The following is a 17263-nucleotide window of genomic DNA, read 5'->3' as shown; positions in this document are numbered from 1 at the left end:
TTGCAATTATATTTCTAATTGCAATGGCGTCGGTTGGGCATTCCGCTGCGAATTATATGAGGCCTTATGTTGGAGAGCATTTCTGCCAGGTTAAACGGGCAAGTTTTTCGAAGTGCTATCCTTGGTAGATATGCCGCCGCGCACGCATGGAAAGACTCGTTAGGGATAGCTTCATTTGGTTGTTATGGTTTATACAGAAATAAATCTGTCCCCTTTTTTTCTCTGCGTGATCGGTTCGTAGCTCTCGCGGATGAAGCAAAAGCCAGTCATTCCAAGAGCGCTCGCGCGCGAGGACGTTGATCGGGCGATTGCCTACTACCTAGAGCAAGAGGCCGATAAGGCTGCGCTGGGGCTGATTGATGCACTGGAGCATGCTTATAAACAGCTCGGCGGCCACCCTGAATCAGGTTCCAGCCGCTACGCACATGAGCTGGATCTTCCCGGGCTGCGGTCCTGGCCGCTCAAGCGGTATCCCTATGTGGTGTTCTACGTAGAGCGTCCGGGCCACATTGAAATTTGGCGCGTACTGCACGGAATGAGCGATATTCCGTCTTGGCTCCAAGATGATGTGCAGCGCTAGCTTTTGTGAGAGTGTCGACTACTCGGCGCAGTGGAGGTGACTAGGATATCTGACCTCGGTCTTTTGTTCCGTCACCCTTCACGTCAGATGCAAGGATTAGCATGCAAGTAAAAACAGATATTCAAAAAAGCGACCTTATTCGATTAAACGTCTCAGCCGTGCTGCGAATGAAGTCGACATATATAGCCTTCTTCATCTTTGCGTGTCTTACTTTTGTTTTTTTGGTGTGGAGTAAAGGCCTGCCGGAAAGCTCACATAAACTGATCGTTCATCTTTCTAGTTCAGTTATTGGTGGGTTAACAGGGTTGGTCTTCGGCTTTCTTTTTAACGTAATGGCGGTTCTATCGCTGTCTAGTGTTAAAAATGGGATTTTAGGTGAGCATATTTATACCTTAACTCCAGAAGGATTACATGAAAGTATAGCCACTAACGAAAGTCTAACTAGGTGGAGTGGGGTGGTTAGTGTGCGGTCAATGGGGTCTTGCTTGCTGATACAGATAGGCAGCTGCTTGTATCACATTATGCCTAGACGAAGCTTCGAGTCATCACTGGCTTTTGATGAGTTTGTAGCACAAGCAAAAGCGTATTGGCAGCAAGCACAAATCGAATAGGCAGCGAGGATTGGTTGTCATTCCTGTTTTGGTAACTTAAACTACCCGCTCGGTCGATTTAAAGTTGCTAGTTTTGTATTTCGCAGTAAGCGATAAATGTAAATGAAAATTTCACGAAATACAGATGCGGCGGTAGCATTATTGGTTGCCTTTATAGTTGGCGTTGCCCAGCTTTTATATGGCGATCAACTTTACATGGGGGCTTGGTACTACTTTGTGGTACCGGCAGCGGCTATTGCCATCGGCGTCATGGCACGTGCAAAACCACTATTTTTGCTGGGCACATCCTTAGCCGTTTCTGTAACGCTTCTGATATATGCCTCAATCAATCTAACGCTAGCCAGACCTGAAGGGTTGCTTGCTCTCGGCCACCTTTTCTCGTTGCCGGGTGCGGCGGCGGGAACGCTAATTGGTGCTTTCTTATCACGGCGTCTGCGCAGACCGATTTCAGTGTTGGCGCTTGGTTTCACTGGAACGCTGGTCGGCTTCTTCCTTAATCAGCTGGTTGTTTGCAATACGCTTATGTGGTGCGGAGCAATATCCATCGCTGTTTAGTTGGTAGCGGTGTCGCTTATCCCATCGGGTTAAAGCTACTAGCCGCTCCACAATAGCGCGTCTTCATTCGGTCGCTATGATCTTTGCGGTCGCTGTCGAAGCGTGCCCGCCATGCAAGGCATTGCTCATGGAAGTGTTGTTTGGCGGCTTTGCGACATTCGCGGTAGTCGATTGAGCCTCGGCGGTGGTTGGCGCATACGCTGGTTCCGTCGATGTAGTTATTGACGGATACCCATTCGGCTAGATAGTCGATTCCGCCGTTCGCATTTGATCGACTGAAGGATTGGGAGTGCTGGCCGGTCATTCGTGACCACTACGCCGCCAAGGACATGAGCGAGCGTGATCTGTACAAGCACATCAAGACGTTGCTTCAGGAGCGCCACGTTCGATGGGGTAGAGCGGTCTGATGGCGATCCAGCAGCTCTCTGACGGTCGCTGGCGGGTCGACGTTGAGCCGGTCAAAGGCAAGCGGTTTCGCAAGACGCTGAAGACCAAGGCCGAGGCGATGCGCTTCGAGGCGACTTGTCGGGCCAAGTGCAGCGAATCGAACGATTGGGCACCACGGCCAAAGGACAAGCGCAGGCTGTCAGAGCTGGTCGAGCTGTGGTTCGATCTCCACGGCGTCTCGCTCTCCGATGGCGTTCGACGTGTGGCGATCCTGCGGGTGTGTGCAAAGGCGATGGGCGATCCGATAGCTCGTATGGTCGATGGCGCGAAGATCGCCGCCACACGCGCGCGTTGGATGTCAGCTGGCGTCACCGGCAAGACGGCGAACAATCGCCTTGGCTACCTGAAAGCGGTTTACAACGAGCTGCACAAACTCGACGTGATCGACTATCCCTGTCCGTTCACACGTATCCGTCCGGTTCGGTTGCAGGAACGGCCCTTGGCCTACCTGACCAAGCCGCAGATCTCCGAGCTGCTCGATGCACTCCAGGCGCGGACCACGTCTCCGCATCCGGCGATGGTGGCGCGGATCTGCTTGGCGACCGGGGCGAGGTGGGGTGAGGCTCAAGCGCTTCGACCGGAGCGGATTCGAGGCAACGCCCTGGTGTTTGCCAATACCAAGTCGAAGCGGGTGCGGATGGTCCCAGTAACGCCCGAGCTGGTGGCGGCGATCAAGAAGCACTGGCAAACCTACGGGCCGTTCACCAACTGCATTGGCGTGTTTCGGCTGGTCCTGCTCTCGACCTCGATCAAGCCGCCACGCGGGCAAGCAAGCCACATCCTGCGCCACACGTTCGCAGCTCACTTCATCATGGGCGGGGGCCATATCGTGACGTCGAAAGAGATCCTGGGCCATGCCTCGCTGAATATGACGATGAGGTATGCGCACCTTGCGCCAGAGCATTTGCATGATGCGATCAGGTTGGGACCATTGGCCGGCTTCACGTTACCGCTCGCCAGCCAGTAATCGAATCAATTGAAGGAGGTGCGCCACTGGCGTACTATGCGGCTATGATCTTTATCGAGACACCGATCTTCACCAAGCGCCTGCGGGATCTGCTTAGCGATGACAGCTACGCGGAGTTTCAGCGCCAACTGGCTGACCGGCCGGACATGGGCGATGTGATTGAAGGTACTGGCGGCATTCGCAAGGTCCGCGTTGCGTCTAGCGGTCACGGCAAGCGAGGCGGGTCTAGGGTCATCTACTACCACTTCACGGCGGCTTCGCAGATCGCACTACTGCTGATCTATCCGAAGAACGAGAAGGACGACCTGACGGCAGATGAGCGCAAGGTGCTCAAGCAAATCATCGAGCGGTGGAGGTAATCACCATGAGCAAATTCTTCGAAGACCTTCTAGAAAGCGTCCAGCAGATGGACGAGATTCACCGTGGCGAACGTCAGCCCTCGCGGGAATTCGTCGTCGACTCGCTGCAGGTGAAAGAGATCCGCAAAGCGACCGGTCTGACCCAGGCCAAGTTCGCGGCGATGATCGACGTTCAACTGGGTACGCTGCGTAACTGGGAACAAGGCCGACGCGAACCGACCGGACCCGCAAAAGCGCTGCTGCGCGCCATCCATAACGATCCGAAGCACGTCATCCAGGCGCTTTCTTCGGTCTGATCTCGGCCTGTACGGCTGGACCTTTTCGACACTTCTTCGACACCACCAAAAGCCAGAAACGAAAAAGCCCTGTAAAAACAGAGCCTTAACGTTAGGTGTCTGGAGCGGGCGAAGGGAATCGAACCCTCGTCATGAGCTTGGGAAGCTCAGGTAATGCCATTATACGACGCCCGCTCAGGGGTGCCTTTTTACCAGAAGGCTGGGGTGAAATGAAGCGCGGCAGCAGGTTTTTCTGGTGGGCGGCTATGGGCGGTCAGACTTGTGCGATCTCATCGCCCGTCAATGCTCGGTAGCAGCCGGGTGTCAGGCTGGCGTCCAGCCGCAGCGGACCCATGCTTTCGCGGTGCAGGGCGGTGACCCGGTTGTTGAAGCGCCCGAACATTCGCTTGACCTGATGGTAACGGCCTTCATGCAGGGTCAGGCGGGCGCGGCGTGGGCCGAGCAGCACCAGTTCGGCCGGTAGGGTGGTGAGATCTTCAAAGCGAAAGTACAGACCCTGGGCGAAGGCCTCGATGCAGCCAGGATCGATCTCGTCTTCGGTTTCGACCAAGTAGACCTTGCCCTGCAGGCTAGTCGGCTGGGTCAGGCGGCGTGACCATTGCCCGTCGTTGGTCAGCAGCATCAGGCCGGTGGTGTTGAAGTCGAGTCGGCCTGCGATGTGCAGGTCATCCTTGTTTGGCTCATCGATCAGGTCGAGCACGGTACGGTGCGCGGCATCACGAGTGGCGCTGACGCAGCCGGCCGGTTTGTGCAGCATCAGGTAGCGGGCGGCCTTGCCTGGCTGCAGGACCTGCCCATCAAGCTCCACGCAGTCGAATATGCGCACCTCCCGGTCCATCGCCCGGGTGATCTCGCCGTTTATCCGTGCGAGGCAGTCGCTCACCAGACGGCGGACGACCTGGCGGCTGAGCTGCGCGCGGCTGCCGAGGTAACGATCGAGGCGCATCAGGGTTTTTCTGCGGATTCACTGCGGGCGCAGCGGGGACAGATGCAGGCCCGGTTTCTGACGGCGGCGGGAATGCCGTCGAGCGCGTCTTGGGGAATGGTGGCGGTCATGCACCAGCATGGCTGGTCCGCGCGAGTGTCGCACTCGGCGCACTGGTTTGGCTGGCCGCAGAGCGGGCAGCGGGACGGGTCTACAGGCTCGCTCATGGCGTTTCCGTTTAACGGCGAGCTTCGCGTGCCGGTCAAGGACCGGCACGCGAAGCGCGGATCACATGACGCGCTGGCCGGGCTTGGCGCCGCTATCCGGGCTGAGCAGGTAAATCTCGCTGCCGCCAGGGCCTGCCGCCAGCACCATGCCCTCGGACATGCCGAACTTCATCTTGCGCGGCGCCAGGTTGGCGACGTACAGGGTCAGCCGGCCTTCCAGCTTGCTCGGGTCGGGGTATGCGCTCTTGATGCCGGAGAACACGTTGCGCTTGGCATCGCCGATGTCCAGGGTCAGGCGCAGCAGCTTGTCGGCACCTTCGACGAACTCGCACTTTTCGATCAGGGCGATGCGCAGGTCTACCGCAGCGAAGGCGTCGAAGTTGATCTCGGCGGCCAGCGGCGCCTTGACCAGCTCACCATTGCCCGCGGGTGCAGCAGTTTCGCTGGCGGCCAGGTCCTCCTTGGAGGCTTCGATCATGGCTTCGATCTTCGCCGGCTCGATACGCGTCATCAGCGGGGTGAAGGCGTTGAGCTGGTGGTTGGCCAGCAGCGTCGCATGGTCGTCCCAGCTGAGCGGCTCGACATTGAGGAACTGCTCGGCGGCGGCGGCAAGGTTCGGCAGCACCGGCTTGAGGAAGATCACCAGCTGGCGGAACAGGTTAACGCCGAAGGCACAGATCTCCTGTACCTCGGCCTGCTTGCCTTCAACTTTGTTCAACGCCCATGGCGCCTTGTCGGCAATCCAGGCGTTGGCCCGGTCAGCGAGCGCCATGATCTCGCGCATCGCACGGGCGAAGTCGCGCGCTTCGTAGGCCTCAGCGATGCTCAGCGCGGCGGCCTGGAAGGCTGCCCAGAGTTCCGGCTCGGAATTGGCGTCGACCATCACGCCGCCATTGCCCTTGTGGATGAAGCCGGCGCAGCGGCTGGCGATGTTGACCACCTTGCCGACCAGGTCGGAGTTGACCTTCTGCACGAAGTCCTCAAGGTTCAGATCGAGGTCGTCGACACCACGGCCGAGCTTGGACGCATAGTAGTAGCGCAGGTATTCGGGATTGAGATGATCGAGGTAGGTGCGCGCCTTGATGAAGGTGCCGCGCGACTTGGACATCTTCTGCCCGTTCACCGTCAGGTAGCCGTGCACGTTGACCGCGGTCGGCTTGCGGAAGCCCGCGCCTTCGAGCATGGCTGGCCAGAACAGGGTGTGGAAGTTGATGATGTCCTTGCCGATGAAGTGGTACAGCTCGGCGCTCGATTCCTTGCTCCAGAAGGCATCGAAGGAAAGTTCGGGGCGGCGCTTGCAGAGGTTCTGGAAGCTCGCCATATAACCGATCGGCGCGTCCAGCCAGACGTAGAAGTATTTGCCCGGCTCGCCGGGGATCTCGAAGCCGAAGTAGGGCGCATCGCGGGAGATATCCCATTCCTGCAGGCCACCGTCGAGCCATTCGGCGATCTTGTTGGCCACCGATTCCTGCAGCGCGCCGCCGCGGGTCCACTCCTTGAGCATCGCCTCGAAGTCGGGCAGCTTGAAGAAGAAGTGCTTGGAGTCCTTGAGCACCGGGGTGGCGCCGGAGATCGCCGAGCGTGGATCCTTCAGCTCGGTGGGCTCGTAGGTGGCGCCGCATTTTTCGCAATTGTCGCCGTACTGATCTTCGGCCGCGCAGCGGGGACAGGTGCCCTTGATGAAGCGGTCGGCGAGGAACATGCCCTTCTCGGGATCGAAGTACTGGGTCACGGAGCGGGTGGCGATGTGCCCGGCGTCGCGCAGACGGGTGTAGATCAGCTCGGCCAGCTCGCGGTTCTCTTCCGAGTGGGTGCTGTAGAAGTTGTCGAAGTCGACGAGGAAGTCGGCAAAGTCACCACTGTGTTCGGCCTGCACGTTGGCGATCAGCTGTTCGGGGGTGATGCCTTCCTTCTCGGCGCGTAGCATGATCGCCGAACCATGAGCGTCGTCGGCGCAGACATAGATGCACTGGTTGCCGCGCAGCTTCTGGAAACGCACCCACATGTCGGTCTGGATGTACTCGAGCATGTGGCCGAGGTGGATCGAACCGTTGGCGTAGGGCAGGGCGCTGGTAACGAGGATCTGGCGGGCTTCGGACATGGGGACTCGGCAGTCGGAATTACGAAGGAAAGTTTGCAACTATAAAGGTCCGGCGCGCTTTTTTCATCCGCACCGCCGGAACGGGGTCGCCATCGCTCCCGGTCGTCGGTGGGCTCGGAACTACAGGGCAGGGTAAGATGCCTGTCTGATTTGCTCGGTCTTTCCAGGAGTACCCATGTCCGTCACCCGCGAAGCTGTGGAAACCGTACTGCGCCAGTACACCGACCCCCATCTGAATCAGGACCCGGTGAGTGCCGGCTGTGTGCGTTCGATCGACATCCAGGGCGACCGGGTCAGCGTGCAGCTGGAGCTGGGCTACGCCGCCGGACTGTTTCGCAGCGGCTGGGCGCAGATGCTGGCGATGGCCATCGAAGGGCTGGACGGCGTCAGCCGGGCCGATGTGCAGGTGGACTGCGTGATCCGTGCGCACAAGGCGCAGGATCAGGTGCCGGCACTGGCCAATGTGAAAAACATCATCGCGGTGGCGTCCGGCAAGGGTGGCGTCGGCAAGTCCACCACGGCGGCCAATCTGGCGCTGGCGCTGGCTCGTGAGGGTGCGAGGGTTGGGGTGCTGGACGCCGATATCTACGGGCCGAGCCAGGGCATCATGTTCGGCATTGCCGAGGGCAGCCGGCCGCAGATACGCGATGGCAAGGCATTCATTCCGCTGCAGGCCCATGGCGTGCAGATCATGTCGATGGCTTTCCTCGCCGACGACAAGACGCCGATGGTCTGGCGCGGGCCGATGGTCTCGGGCGCGCTGCTGCAGCTGATCACCCAGACCGAGTGGAACGACCTCGATTATCTGGTGGTGGATATGCCGCCAGGCACCGGCGATATCCAGCTGACGCTGGCGCAGAAGGTCCCGGTGACCGGTGCGGTGATCGTGACCACGCCGCAGGATCTGGCGTTGCTGGATGCGAAGAAGGGCGTGGAGATGTTCCGCAAGGTCAATATCCCGGTGCTCGGCGTGGTGGAGAACATGGCCATTCACATCTGCTCCAATTGCGGCCATGCCGAGCATCTATTCGGCGAAGGTGGCGGCGAGAGGCTGGCCGCGCAGTACAACGTGGATCTGCTGGCCTCGCTGCCGCTGTCGATGGCGATCCGCAGTCAGGCGGATGCGGGCAAGCCAACCGTGATTGCCGATCCGGAAAGCCAGATCGCGATGATCTATCAGGAGGTTGCCCGCACCGTCGGTGCCCGTATCGCCCAGAGTGGCCAGGTCATCGCGCAGTCGATGCCGAAGATTGTGGTATCGGAGGACTGATCCGGTAGTTTGCAGGCGGTGCCAGCTGTCGCCCGCCTGCAGCCTGGACGAAATCGCAGACACAAAAAAGCCCCGCCGAAGCGGGGCTTTTTCAGAGAAGCCTCAGGTTAGATAACCTGAACTTCCTCAGCTTGCATGCCTTTCTGGCCGCGGGTAGCGACGAAGGAGACTTGCTGGCCTTCTTTCAGGCTCTTGAAGCCGTCACCTTGGATGGCACGGAAGTGTACGAAGAGGTCGTCACCGGATTGCGGAGTGATGAAGCCGAAGCCTTTCTCATCGTTGAACCACTTAACGGTACCGGTTTGGCGATTGGACATTTGATGTCTCCTTGAACCAAGTTTTGAAGAATAAAGTGCGGGCTAAAGGGGCCCGAACATCACTGTGTGCAAGGAGATAGGAGATCGTATCGATATTTGGATCGAAATCTAAACATGTAGCGATTCACGGTGACACATGCAGCAGCAGCCCAGTAACAATACCGGTTTTCTGCAGCAAAGCGAGCTTTATTTTGGATTTCTTCACCGAGCGGCGCGCTCGAGCTGGGACCTGCTCTGCGGCGCACACCGCGACCATGCTTTTACACGCGCACGAGGCTCGGTAAGATGCGCCTCTTCGCAGGCCCATTAACCTATTCAGGACGCCAGCCATGAGCATCAAATCGGACAAGTGGATTCGCCGCATGGCCCAGGAGCACGGCATGATCGAGCCCTACGTCGAGCGCCAGGTGCGCACTGAGGGCAATGACCGGCTGATTTCCTACGGCGTCTCCAGCTACGGTTACGACGTGCGCTGCGCCGACGAATTCAAGGTCTTCACCAACATCAATTCGGCGACGGTGGACCCGAAGAACTTCGACGAAAAGAGCTTTGTCGATATCAAGAGTGATGTCTGCATCATCCCGCCGAACTCCTTCGCCCTGGCCCGCACCGTCGAGTACTTCCGCATTCCGCGCAACGTGCTGACCATCTGCTTGGGCAAGAGCACCTATGCGCGCTGCGGCATCATCGTCAATGTCACGCCGCTCGAGCCGGAGTGGGAAGGGCATGTGACCCTGGAGTTTTCCAACACCACCACGCTGCCCGCCAAGATCTACGCCAATGAAGGCGTGGCGCAGATGCTGTTCCTCGAATCGGACGAAGAGTGTGAAGTCTCGTATCGGGACCGTGGCGGCAAGTACCAGGGTCAGCGCGGAGTGACGCTACCCAAGGCGTGACGCCGTAGCGATAGCTGATCGACAAAAGCCCTGACGTCCGTTCAGGGCTTTTTCGTTATGGCGCGAGTTCGGGTTACCAGCCTGGCACACCCTGCATGTCTGGCAACTTGTGTGCGATCCCCTTGTGGCAATCGATGCACGTCGCTTCGCCACTGGCCAGTGCGGTGGAGTGGAATTCGGCAGCACGCTTGCCCTGCCGGGTGAAATCCATGAAGTCGAAATCGTGGCAGTTTCGGCACTCCAGAGAATCATTGGCCTTCAAGCGTGCCCACTCATGCTCAGCCAGCTCGCGACGCTTTTCGAGGAATTTCTCGCGGGTATTGATGGTGCCGAAGATCTTGCCCCAGACCTCCTTGGACGCCTGCATCTTGCGCGCGATCTTGTCGGTCCACTCGTGCGGTACGTGGCAGTCCGGACAGGTGGCGCGTACGCCGGAACGGTTGCTGTAGTGGATGGTGTCCTTGATCTCGACGTAGACGTTGCTCTCCATCTCGTGACAGGAAATGCAGAACGCTTCGGTGTTGGTGGCCTCCAGCGCCGTATTGAAACCACCCCAGAAGATGATCCCGGCGATAAAGCCGCCTAGCGTTAGCGCCCCGAGGCTGTAGTGAACACTGGGACGGCGAAGGACGGCCCAGTAGCGTTTGAAGAACGACTTGATCGACTTCATCCAGGCCCCCTCAGTTTCCGTTGGTCGATGGTGAGGTTTCCCGGTAGAGCAACTCGTCGATGTTCTTGAAGCGGTTCTCCACCAGCGGTTTCACATCCTGCTGCGGCACGTGGCATTGCGTGCAGAAGTAACGTCGTGGCGCCACCGCGGCGAGGGTCTGCTGGTCGCGGTCGGTGTAGTGGGTGATGCTGATCATCGGCGCCTGGGCGCGGGCGCTGTTCGCTCGGCTGTGGCAGGTCAGGCATTTGTTGGCGTTCTTGTCGACGTGATAGCCGCGGATGCTGTGTGGAATGGTCGGTGGCTGCTCCGGATAGTTGCGCTCGCGGCGTATGTCCTTGTTTTCCTCGTCATGTAGAGGGGGAGGCGTGAACTCCCGAGTGATGGTGCCACCCGGGCGGCGGCCATCGGGCGCGGGGGCATCCAGGGGGTAGTTGGTTTCGGCAGCGATGGCAAGGCCGAACACCGCGAGCAGAGTCAGCGGCAGTAGGCGGAATTTCATGGCGGCTCTCCTCAGGCGATGCTGACCACTTCGATCTTCACGGCGCATTTCTTGTAGTCGGTCTGTTTGGAGATGGGGTCGGTGGCATCCAGCGTGACCTTGTTGATCAGCTTGTTGGCATCGAAGAACGGCACGAATACCAGCCCCATCGGCGGCTTGTTGCGGCCGCGCGTCTCGACCCGGCCCTGCATTTCGCCGCGCCGGCTGACCACCTTGACTACACTGCCGCGGCGCACGTTGAGCTTGCGCGCGTCCTCGGGGTGCATGTAGACGAGCGCGTCCGGCACCGCCTTGTGCAGCTCGTCGACCCGCTGCGTCATGCTGCCGGTGTGCCAATGCTCAAGCACCCGCCCGGTGCTGAGCCAGAACGGATAGTCCTCATCCGGTACCTCCGCGGGCACCTCGTAGGGGAGCGCGAAGATGATCGCTTTCTTATCGGCGTTGCCGTAGAACTGCACGCCGCTGCCGGCTTCGACATAGGGGTCATAGCCCTCGCGGTAGCGCCATTGGGTTTCCTTGCCGTCCACCACGGGCCAGCGCAGGCCGCGTTCGCGGTGATAGACGTCGAATGCCGCCAGATCGTGCCCATGATCCCGGCCGAACTCAGCGTATTCCTCGAACAAGCCCTTCTGCAGATAGAAACCGAAGGCTTCTGCTTCCTGGTTTCGGTATCCCTCGGCTATCTCGCTGGCTGGGAAGCCGTCCACCTGGCCGTTGCGAAACAGCACATCGAACAGCGTCTTGTCCTTGAGCGCTGGCGCCTTGGCGACCAGCTCTGCTGGCCACACCTCGTCGACGCGGAAGCGCTTGGAAAACTCCACCAGCTGCCAGAGGTCCGAGCGCGCCTCGCCGGGTGCGCTGACCAGCTGGTGCCAGAACTGCGTACGGCGCTCGGCATTGCCGTAGGCGCCTTCCTTCTCCACCCACATGGCGCTGGGCAGGATGAGGTCGGCAGCCTGGGCAGAGACGGTGGGGTAGACGTCCGAAACGATCACGAAGGTTTCCGGGTTGCGCCATCCCGGCAGGATCTCCTGCATCACATTGGGGCCGGCCTGCATGTTGTTGGTCACCTGCGTCCAGTACACCTTCAGCACGCCGTCCTTGAGCTTGCGGCTCTGGTCGACGGCGTGAAAGCCGGGTTTCTCCTGAATGGTCCCCGGGGGCAGCTTCCAAATCTTTTCGGCTGTGGCGCGGTGTTTGGGATTGGTCACCGCCATGTCCGCCGGCAGGCGGTGGGAGAAGGTGCCAACCTCGCGTGCGGTGCCGCAGGCCGACGGCTGGCCGGTGAGCGAGAAGGGGCTATTGCCCGGCTCGCTGATCTTTCCTGTGAGCAGATGGATGTTGTAGATCATGTTGTTAGCCCAGACGCCGCGGGTGTGCTGGTTGAAACCCATGGTCCAGAAGGACATCACCTTGACCTTGGGGTCGGCGTACAGCTCGGCCAGGGCCTTCAGGCGCTCGGCCGGTACCCCCGATTCCTTGGCGGCGTGTTCCAGGGTGTAGGGTTTGAGGAACTCGACGTAGTCCTCGTAACCGATGTCGGTCCAGGTGTTCGCGACCGCGGCGTTCTCGGCCTTGAGTTCCAGCGGATCGGTCGGCCGCAGCCCGTAGCCGATGTTGGTCGCACCCTTGGCGAAGCGGGTGTGTTTGTTGACGAACTCCTTGTTCACCGCGCCGCTCTGGATGATGTGGTTGGCGATGTAATTGAGGATCACCAGATCGGTCTGCGGGTTGAAGATCATTGGGATGTCGGCCAGCTCGAAGCTGCGATGCTCGAAGGTCGACATCACCGCGACCTTCACATGGGGCGCGCTCAATCGCCGATCGGTGACCCGCGTCCACAGCACCGGGTGCATCTCCGCCATGTTCGAGCCCCAGAGCACGAAGGCGTCGGCCGCCTCGATGTCCTCGTAGCAGCCCATCGGCTCGTCCATGCCGAAAGTGCGCATGAAGCCGAATGCGGCCGAGGCCATGCAGTGACGGGCGTTGGGGTCGATGTTGTTGGAGCGGAAACCGGCTTTCATCAGCTTGTTGGCGGCGTAGCCTTCCCAGATCGTCCACTGCCCCGAGCCGAACATCCCGATGGCTTCAGGGCCACCCTGCTTGAGCGCCGCCTTGTACTTCTCTTCCATGATGTCGAAAGCCTGTTCCCAGCTGATCGGCTGGAACTCGCCCTGCTTGTCGAACTTGCCGTCTTTCATGCGCAGCAGGGGTTGGGTCAGGCGATCCGAGCCGTACATGATCTTCGACAGGAAGTAACCCTTGACGCAGTTGATGCCGCGGTTCACTTCCGCCTTGACGTCGCCATGGGTGGCGACGACGCGGCCCTCTCGAGTCGCCACCATGACGCCGCAGCCGGTGCCGCAGAAGCGGCAAGGGGCCTTGTCCCATTTCAGATTGGTGGCGTCGGCTTCGGTAATCAGGTTGCTTGCGCTAGAAGCGATCGGCATGCCGGCCACGGTTGCGGCGATGGCCGCAGCGTTGGCTTTGGCGAATTGGCGTCGGGTAAGGCTCATCAGGCGTCTCCTTCGAGGAGTTCTTCGTGATAGATCAATGCGGCATTGAGCACGCCGGGCAATTGCTGGATATGGTCGATCGAGGCAAGGATGCGTGATTCGTGCTCGGCTTCCAGCACCACCACCAGCTTGCCGCTGGCATTCTCCTGGTGCATTTCCAGGCCGGGTAACAGTTGCAGGTTGGCTTTTACCGCGGCCAGCCATTCGGGGCGGCAGTGCACCAGCAGGCTGGCGATATGCAGAGGGTGTCCCATCAGTGATTCCGTTTCCGTTGGCAGCAGGGCGCAGGCCCGGTTAGATCGGCAGGGGCGGCTTAAGCCGGACCTGGCGGCCCGAAGATCATCTGCACGATCCAGACGATGAAACCGTAACCACTGACCAGCGCGACGCTGAGGATGGGAAACAGGAAGACGATCAGGAATATGAAGAGGCGGGTTTCGTCCCGCTTGATCGAGGTATCCGTGGGGCGGGTGTCATTCGGCGTTACTGTCATTGTTCTACTCCGACAGGCATATAGGGAGTCTAGTCACAGACCAGCATAGGGCAATGTTCGTTTCGGTTCTTTGCGGTGGCTTGAGGTTAGGCCGATCAGCGGACCGCTTTTCTGTCCGGCAAGCGGCAGAGCGAACAGCCATGCTAGCCTGCGCGGCTTTTTCTCAAGTCAGCGCATGAGACGAGGGCGCCGATGATCGCCGAACACGCACACCTCTCAAGAGGCACGCCAGCCTACCGGCGCGCCACGTTTGCACTCTTCTGCGCTGGCTTCGCCACGTTCGCATTGCTGTATTGCATTCAGCCGTTGCTGCCCATGCTCGCCGCGCATTTCTCCGTATCGGCTGCCAGCAGCAGTCTGGCGCTGTCGCTGACGACGCTGTCGCTCGCCGTCTGTCTGCTGATATCGGGTGCGCTTGCCGAAAGCTGGGGGCGCAAGCCGGTGATGGCCGCGGCGCTCGGTCTGGCCAGCCTGCTCGGGCTGGCCAGCGTACTGGTCGATTCCTGGCAACTATTGCTGGCGCTGCGCGCGCTACTCGGGCTGGCACTCAGTGGATTGCCGGCACTGGCGATGGCTTACGTCGGCGAGGAGTTCGAGCCCGAGTCGCTGCCTGCCGCAATGGGCCTGTATATCGGCGGCACGGCGCTGGGCGGGATGCTTGGGCGATTGCTCTCCGGCCTGCTGAGCGATCTGGGTGGCTGGCAGCTGGCACTCGGCGGGATTGCCTCGCTGGGGCTGCTCGCCCTGGTCCTGTTTGTGTGGCTGCTGCCGGCGTCTCGCCATTTCAAGGCGCAGCCGCTCTCGCTGCGCGTTCTGCTGGCGAACTTCCGGCTGCATCTGGGCAACCCGGTGCTGCGTGGACTGTTCCTGCAGGGCTTTCTGCTGATGGGCGGCTTCGTCGCGCTGTTCAACTACATTGGCTTCCGCCTGGCAGGCGAGCCGTTCGGCTTGTCCTCCACCTTCATCGGCCTGCTGTTCGTCGTCTATCTCGGCGGGATTTTCAGCGCCGGCTGGGCCGGGCGTCTGGTGCCGCGCTTCGGTGCGCGGCAGGTGCTGCGCGGCGGGGTCGCGCTGATGCTGCTTGGCGTGGGGCTGTGCGCGACGCCGTGGCTGGTGAGCATCGTGCTCGGTCTCGGGTTGTTCACCCTCGGCTTCTTCGCCGCGCATGCCGTGGCCAGCGGGCAGGTTGGCAGCCATGCCAGGGGTGCTCGAGCGCAGGCATCGGCGCTGTACCTGTGTGCCTACTATCTGGGATCGAGTGTGGTTGGCTATGGTGCCGGTTATGTCTGGGATCACGCCGGCTGGTTGCCGTTGATGGCGCTGCTCGCAGCGCTGTTCGTCATCGCCGGTTGGCGGGCGAGGGCGCTCTAGCAGGCGCTGCCGTCATTCGATGCGTTGTTCGCCGCTGAAGGCGAGGGTGGTCTTGCAGCGACGGCAGTAATAACGGCGCCCCTTCGCCACCAGCGCATGGCGTTGGGGCGTGAAAGCGAAATCCTGATCCACGCAGCTGCAGCGATAGACATAATGGGTAACGGTCCGGCGACGAATCGCATAGGTGTGGCAGCGATCCGGCGGCAGCTCGTAAACGCCACGCATGATCAGTTGCCACTCCTCGCCGTGAGGCTGAATCCGTGCGCCGAACATCTGATGGGCGATCAGGTGCGCGACCTCATGGGCGACGGTCTGACGCAGGAAGTGCTCGGTATTCTCCCGATAGAGCTGTTCGTTGAAGCGCAGGAGATTTTCCTGCAAATGCGCCACGCCAGCTTTCTGCCCGCACAGCTTGAGGCTCACCTGGGGGCGGGTGAAGCGTCGCTTGAAAAACTGCTCGGCCAGTTCGTAACAGGCTTCGACGCGGGCATTGAGGCGCTCGGGCATTGGGGTACTCCTGCAAGCGCCGCATTATGCCAAACCGCCTCTGGCCGGACAGCTTCGTTGGTCACTCGTTAGGCCGTTCGTTGAAGCGCCGTTCGTTGTCTACACCGCCCGGTTCTTCCTGCGGGCGGTTCTCTTCGAAGCCGTAGCTCTGGTTCTGCGGCGTATCGCGCTCGTAGGTCGGGTCGAGCGCAAGCATCCAGAACAGGATCATCGGCACTTTCAGGTTGACCAGTACCAGCAGGCCGACTCCCCAGGTGCAGGCGCCATACAGAAAGGTATTGCGGTTATCGATGCGCATGAACGTTGGCAAGCCGACGAACAACAGATAGGTCGAGTATGCCCCGGCCGCCACCAGAACGAGGATGGCCAGCCAGCGCGACGGGTAGAGTGCGCCCAGTCCGGCCAGGAAGAACGGCGTGATGACATAGGCGATGAAGCCTACGCACTGATTGAAGGTCGGGCGTGCATCGAAGGAGCGCGACATCCAGCGCAGGAAGAACCCCATGATGAAGGTGCCGGCGACGATGGTGATGTAGATCAGCGCGCTGAGCTGGAAGGCACTGCGGGTATCCAGCCAGATCCGTTCGGCTTCGACCAGGCTCCAGCCCACATAGCGCGTGCCGATGAACATGCAAACCGCCGGCAGCAATGCCCAGAGCAGCAGATGGACAAGGTAGTTGGAGCTGTTCTTTTCTTCATCGCGGCGAATGTCTGCCCACGCCCGGTCAGGCCGGGTGAGCAGTGTTACAAAGTGCGGGATCATACCGAGTCTCCGTCTGCTTTGAGGGCCGCTCAGGAATGCAGTTGCAGCGGCGTTATGGCTTTAGAACGGCAGATGCGGTGAGGGTTTCCCTCGTCGATCCAGACGATTCGTCGCGGGATGATGCACGGGGATACGAAAAAGGCCGCCCGCAGGCGGCCTCTGGAGCTGATGTCGGTCAGCGAACGTAGACCGGACCGATGCCCATGCCCCAGGTGATGACCGACAGCGCAATGATCGCCACCAGCACCACCAGGCCGACCGCCAGCACCGAGCTGGAGAACATGAATCCCTCGTCCTCGTGGATGTTCATGAACTTGGGCAGCCCCACGTAGAGCAGGTAGGCCGTGTAGCAGACCGCCGCAGTTCCCACCAGCATGCCGAGCCAGAGGTGCGGATAGAGACCCGCCAGCCCGCCGATGAACAGCGGCGTCGCCGTATAGGCGGCAAAAACGATGCACTGGGTGAGGGTCGGATTGGCGTCGTAGGTCCGCGCCATCCAGTGAATGAAGCCGCCCATCACGGCGACGCCGGCCAGCATGGCGAAGTAGGAGAGTATCGCCAGCTGCATGCAACTGGCCTGGGTCAGCTTGACCGGCTCTCCACCGCCGATGCTCCAGCCCACCTGGGTCGCGCCGATGTACGCCGATATCGCCGGTATCGCAGCGAGCAGTAGCACATGCGTGAGGTACATGTGGCTGACGGTTTCTTCCTCGCCGCGGATTTCAGTCCACTCCTGACCGGGGTGGGTGAACAAACCCCAAACGTGATTGATCATGCCAGCGTCTCCTCAATTTATGGAGGTCGCCTCGCCTGGCGGTCGTCATCGAGGACGGCGCGTGCGACCTTATGTCGCAGTATAGGAATGCCAATCGGCAATGCATCAGCGGGGTTAG

21 protein-coding genes, 1 tRNA gene and 1 pseudogene are annotated in these 17263 nt (G+C 60.3%); 9 read left to right on the top strand and 14 right to left on the bottom strand.

The window, feature by feature from the left end; all coding sequences use genetic code 11:
• Positions 1–250 precede the first annotated feature (250 nt).
• The 3 genes from HZR81_RS21605 to HZR81_RS21595 all read left to right on the top strand — a co-directional run bounded on the left by HZR81_RS21605 (position 251) and on the right by HZR81_RS21595 (position 1746).
• Positions 251–580 carry a type II toxin-antitoxin system RelE/ParE family toxin gene (locus HZR81_RS21605; RefSeq protein ID WP_500129231.1) on the top strand — a complete coding sequence of 110 codons (330 nt, stop codon included), beginning with the start codon at positions 251–253 and terminating at the stop codon, positions 578–580.
• 101 nt (positions 581–681) lie between these two features.
• On the top strand, positions 682–1191 hold the full coding sequence (locus HZR81_RS21600; RefSeq protein ID WP_500129230.1) for a YcxB family protein: 510 nt from the start codon (positions 682–684) through the stop codon (positions 1189–1191).
• A 102-nt stretch (positions 1192–1293) separates the two neighbouring features.
• Positions 1294–1746 carry a hypothetical protein gene (locus tag HZR81_RS21595; protein ID WP_500129229.1) on the top strand — a complete coding sequence of 151 codons (453 nt, stop codon included), beginning with the start codon at positions 1294–1296 and terminating at the stop codon, positions 1744–1746.
• Positions 1747–1762: 16 nt separating this feature from the next.
• Here HZR81_RS21595 and HZR81_RS21590 read toward each other — a convergent pair.
• Positions 1763–1993 (bottom strand): annotated as a pseudogene (locus tag HZR81_RS21590) (hypothetical protein); the annotation flags it as partial.
• 159 nt (positions 1994–2152) lie between these two features.
• Here HZR81_RS21590 and HZR81_RS21585 point away from each other — a divergent pair.
• Genes HZR81_RS21585 through HZR81_RS21575 form a run of 3 tightly spaced genes read left to right on the top strand, consistent with a single transcriptional unit; the run spans position 2153 to position 3815 of the window.
• Positions 2153–3160 (top strand): phage integrase, encoded by a 1008-nt coding sequence (locus tag HZR81_RS21585; RefSeq protein ID WP_500129228.1) that lies wholly within the window; start codon positions 2153–2155, stop codon positions 3158–3160.
• Positions 3161–3204: 44 nt separating this feature from the next.
• The gene (locus tag HZR81_RS21580; protein ID WP_017244792.1) at positions 3205–3519 is read left to right on the top strand and encodes a type II toxin-antitoxin system RelE/ParE family toxin; all 315 of its coding nucleotides are present in this window, start codon (positions 3205–3207) and stop codon (positions 3517–3519) included.
• Between the two features lie 5 nt (positions 3520–3524).
• Complete coding sequence (locus HZR81_RS21575; RefSeq protein WP_003302338.1) at positions 3525–3815, top strand: helix-turn-helix domain-containing protein; 291 nt, start codon at positions 3525–3527, stop codon at positions 3813–3815.
• Positions 3816–3915: 100 nt separating this feature from the next.
• On the opposite strand, the gene HZR81_RS21570 is transcribed toward HZR81_RS21575, so the two are convergent.
• The 4 genes from HZR81_RS21570 to metG form a co-directional block, all read right to left on the bottom strand.
• Positions 3916–3989 (bottom strand) — tRNA-Gly (locus HZR81_RS21570).
• A gap of 79 nt (positions 3990–4068) precedes the next feature.
• The gene (locus tag HZR81_RS21565; protein ID WP_500129227.1) at positions 4069–4761 is read right to left on the bottom strand and encodes a pseudouridine synthase; all 693 of its coding nucleotides are present in this window, start codon (positions 4759–4761) and stop codon (positions 4069–4071) included.
• Positions 4761–4967 carry a cysteine-rich CWC family protein gene (locus HZR81_RS21560; RefSeq protein WP_500129226.1) on the bottom strand — a complete coding sequence of 69 codons (207 nt, stop codon included), beginning with the start codon at positions 4965–4967 and terminating at the stop codon, positions 4761–4763. The genes HZR81_RS21565 and HZR81_RS21560 overlap by 1 nt, the downstream gene beginning before the upstream one ends.
• Before the next feature lie 61 nt (positions 4968–5028).
• Positions 5029–7068, bottom strand: coding sequence for a methionine--tRNA ligase (gene metG / locus HZR81_RS21555; protein ID WP_500129225.1), 2040 nt, complete (start codon positions 7066–7068; stop codon positions 5029–5031).
• A gap of 175 nt (positions 7069–7243) precedes the next feature.
• Between metG and apbC the strand changes: the two genes are divergently transcribed.
• The gene (gene apbC, locus HZR81_RS21550; RefSeq protein WP_270052525.1) at positions 7244–8338 is read left to right on the top strand and encodes an iron-sulfur cluster carrier protein ApbC; all 1095 of its coding nucleotides are present in this window, start codon (positions 7244–7246) and stop codon (positions 8336–8338) included.
• A gap of 107 nt (positions 8339–8445) precedes the next feature.
• Here apbC and HZR81_RS21545 read toward each other — a convergent pair whose 3' ends face one another.
• The gene (locus HZR81_RS21545; protein ID WP_003282211.1) at positions 8446–8655 is read right to left on the bottom strand and encodes a cold-shock protein; all 210 of its coding nucleotides are present in this window, start codon (positions 8653–8655) and stop codon (positions 8446–8448) included.
• A 329-nt stretch (positions 8656–8984) separates the two neighbouring features.
• Between HZR81_RS21545 and dcd the strand changes: the two genes are divergently transcribed.
• The gene (gene dcd / locus HZR81_RS21540) at positions 8985–9551 is read left to right on the top strand and encodes a dCTP deaminase (protein ID WP_063541187.1); all 567 of its coding nucleotides are present in this window, start codon (positions 8985–8987) and stop codon (positions 9549–9551) included.
• A gap of 73 nt (positions 9552–9624) precedes the next feature.
• Here the strand turns inward: dcd and HZR81_RS21535 are convergent, their stop codons facing one another.
• The 5 genes from HZR81_RS21535 to napE are packed head-to-tail and all read right to left on the bottom strand — an operon-like array spanning position 9625 to position 13729.
• Positions 9625–10221: a cytochrome c3 family protein gene (locus tag HZR81_RS21535; protein WP_063541188.1), complete on the bottom strand. Its 597-nt coding sequence runs from the start codon at positions 10219–10221 to the stop codon at positions 9625–9627.
• A 10-nt stretch (positions 10222–10231) separates the two neighbouring features.
• Positions 10232–10720 carry a nitrate reductase cytochrome c-type subunit gene (locus HZR81_RS21530; protein ID WP_102840719.1) on the bottom strand — a complete coding sequence of 163 codons (489 nt, stop codon included), beginning with the start codon at positions 10718–10720 and terminating at the stop codon, positions 10232–10234.
• A gap of 11 nt (positions 10721–10731) precedes the next feature.
• Positions 10732–13236 (bottom strand): nitrate reductase catalytic subunit NapA, encoded by a 2505-nt coding sequence (gene napA, locus HZR81_RS21525; RefSeq protein ID WP_500129224.1) that lies wholly within the window; start codon positions 13234–13236, stop codon positions 10732–10734.
• Positions 13236–13490, bottom strand: coding sequence for a chaperone NapD (locus tag HZR81_RS21520; RefSeq protein WP_014819701.1), 255 nt, complete (start codon positions 13488–13490; stop codon positions 13236–13238). Before HZR81_RS21520 ends, napA begins: the two co-directional genes overlap by 1 nt.
• A 59-nt stretch (positions 13491–13549) precedes the next feature.
• On the bottom strand, positions 13550–13729 hold the full coding sequence (gene napE / locus HZR81_RS21515; RefSeq protein WP_125868397.1) for a periplasmic nitrate reductase, NapE protein: 180 nt from the start codon (positions 13727–13729) through the stop codon (positions 13550–13552).
• A gap of 192 nt (positions 13730–13921) precedes the next feature.
• On the opposite strand from napE, the gene HZR81_RS21510 reads away from it, so the two are divergent.
• Positions 13922–15100, top strand: coding sequence for an MFS transporter (locus tag HZR81_RS21510; protein ID WP_500129223.1), 1179 nt, complete (start codon positions 13922–13924; stop codon positions 15098–15100).
• Between the two features lie 12 nt (positions 15101–15112).
• On the opposite strand, the gene HZR81_RS21505 is transcribed toward HZR81_RS21510, so the two are convergent.
• The 3 genes from HZR81_RS21505 to HZR81_RS21495 form a co-directional block, all read right to left on the bottom strand.
• On the bottom strand, positions 15113–15607 hold the full coding sequence (locus tag HZR81_RS21505; protein WP_500129222.1) for a SprT family zinc-dependent metalloprotease: 495 nt from the start codon (positions 15605–15607) through the stop codon (positions 15113–15115).
• Between the two features lie 61 nt (positions 15608–15668).
• Positions 15669–16370: a Yip1 family protein gene (locus tag HZR81_RS21500; RefSeq protein WP_003302357.1), complete on the bottom strand. Its 702-nt coding sequence runs from the start codon at positions 16368–16370 to the stop codon at positions 15669–15671.
• A gap of 175 nt (positions 16371–16545) precedes the next feature.
• A complete protein-coding gene (locus HZR81_RS21495; protein WP_003298011.1) occupies positions 16546–17145 on the bottom strand; it encodes a Yip1 family protein in 600 nt (199 codons plus the stop codon).
• Positions 17146–17263: the final 118 nt, after the last annotated feature.

The sequence above is a fragment of the Pseudomonas sp. LM13 genome (assembly GCF_041381355.1).
In the GTDB taxonomy this organism is placed as follows: domain Bacteria; phylum Pseudomonadota; class Gammaproteobacteria; order Pseudomonadales; family Pseudomonadaceae; genus Stutzerimonas; species Stutzerimonas frequens.
The sequence above is the reverse complement of the archived record's forward strand: the minus strand, read 5'-3'. Positions and strand labels throughout refer to the sequence as shown.

What these genes read in the sequence shown, in the direction of transcription:
- HZR81_RS21605 (WP_500129231.1), top strand. Translation starts at nt 251, where the DNA reads ATGAAGCAAAAGCCAGTCATTCCAAGAGCGCTCGCGCGCGAGGACGTT.
- HZR81_RS21600 (WP_500129230.1), top strand. Translation starts at nt 682, where the DNA reads ATGCAAGTAAAAACAGATATTCAAAAAAGCGACCTTATTCGATTAAAC.
- HZR81_RS21595 (WP_500129229.1), top strand. Translation starts at nt 1,294, where the DNA reads ATGAAAATTTCACGAAATACAGATGCGGCGGTAGCATTATTGGTTGCC.
- HZR81_RS21585 (WP_500129228.1), top strand. Translation starts at nt 2,153, where the DNA reads ATGGCGATCCAGCAGCTCTCTGACGGTCGCTGGCGGGTCGACGTTGAG.
- HZR81_RS21580 (WP_017244792.1), top strand. Translation starts at nt 3,205, where the DNA reads ATGATCTTTATCGAGACACCGATCTTCACCAAGCGCCTGCGGGATCTG.
- HZR81_RS21575 (WP_003302338.1), top strand. Translation starts at nt 3,525, where the DNA reads ATGAGCAAATTCTTCGAAGACCTTCTAGAAAGCGTCCAGCAGATGGAC.
- HZR81_RS21565 (WP_500129227.1), bottom strand. Translation starts at nt 4,761, where the DNA reads ATGCGCCTCGATCGTTACCTCGGCAGCCGCGCGCAGCTCAGCCGCCAG.
- HZR81_RS21560 (WP_500129226.1), bottom strand. Translation starts at nt 4,967, where the DNA reads ATGAGCGAGCCTGTAGACCCGTCCCGCTGCCCGCTCTGCGGCCAGCCA.
- metG (WP_500129225.1), bottom strand. Translation starts at nt 7,068, where the DNA reads ATGTCCGAAGCCCGCCAGATCCTCGTTACCAGCGCCCTGCCCTACGCC.
- apbC (WP_270052525.1), top strand. Translation starts at nt 7,244, where the DNA reads ATGTCCGTCACCCGCGAAGCTGTGGAAACCGTACTGCGCCAGTACACC.
- HZR81_RS21545 (WP_003282211.1), bottom strand. Translation starts at nt 8,655, where the DNA reads ATGTCCAATCGCCAAACCGGTACCGTTAAGTGGTTCAACGATGAGAAA.
- dcd (WP_063541187.1), top strand. Translation starts at nt 8,985, where the DNA reads ATGAGCATCAAATCGGACAAGTGGATTCGCCGCATGGCCCAGGAGCAC.
- HZR81_RS21535 (WP_063541188.1), bottom strand. Translation starts at nt 10,221, where the DNA reads ATGAAGTCGATCAAGTCGTTCTTCAAACGCTACTGGGCCGTCCTTCGC.
- HZR81_RS21530 (WP_102840719.1), bottom strand. Translation starts at nt 10,720, where the DNA reads ATGAAATTCCGCCTACTGCCGCTGACTCTGCTCGCGGTGTTCGGCCTT.
- napA (WP_500129224.1), bottom strand. Translation starts at nt 13,236, where the DNA reads ATGAGCCTTACCCGACGCCAATTCGCCAAAGCCAACGCTGCGGCCATC.
- HZR81_RS21520 (WP_014819701.1), bottom strand. Translation starts at nt 13,490, where the DNA reads ATGGGACACCCTCTGCATATCGCCAGCCTGCTGGTGCACTGCCGCCCC.
- napE (WP_125868397.1), bottom strand. Translation starts at nt 13,729, where the DNA reads ATGACAGTAACGCCGAATGACACCCGCCCCACGGATACCTCGATCAAG.
- HZR81_RS21510 (WP_500129223.1), top strand. Translation starts at nt 13,922, where the DNA reads ATGATCGCCGAACACGCACACCTCTCAAGAGGCACGCCAGCCTACCGG.
- HZR81_RS21505 (WP_500129222.1), bottom strand. Translation starts at nt 15,607, where the DNA reads ATGCCCGAGCGCCTCAATGCCCGCGTCGAAGCCTGTTACGAACTGGCC.
- HZR81_RS21500 (WP_003302357.1), bottom strand. Translation starts at nt 16,370, where the DNA reads ATGATCCCGCACTTTGTAACACTGCTCACCCGGCCTGACCGGGCGTGG.
- HZR81_RS21495 (WP_003298011.1), bottom strand. Translation starts at nt 17,145, where the DNA reads ATGATCAATCACGTTTGGGGTTTGTTCACCCACCCCGGTCAGGAGTGG.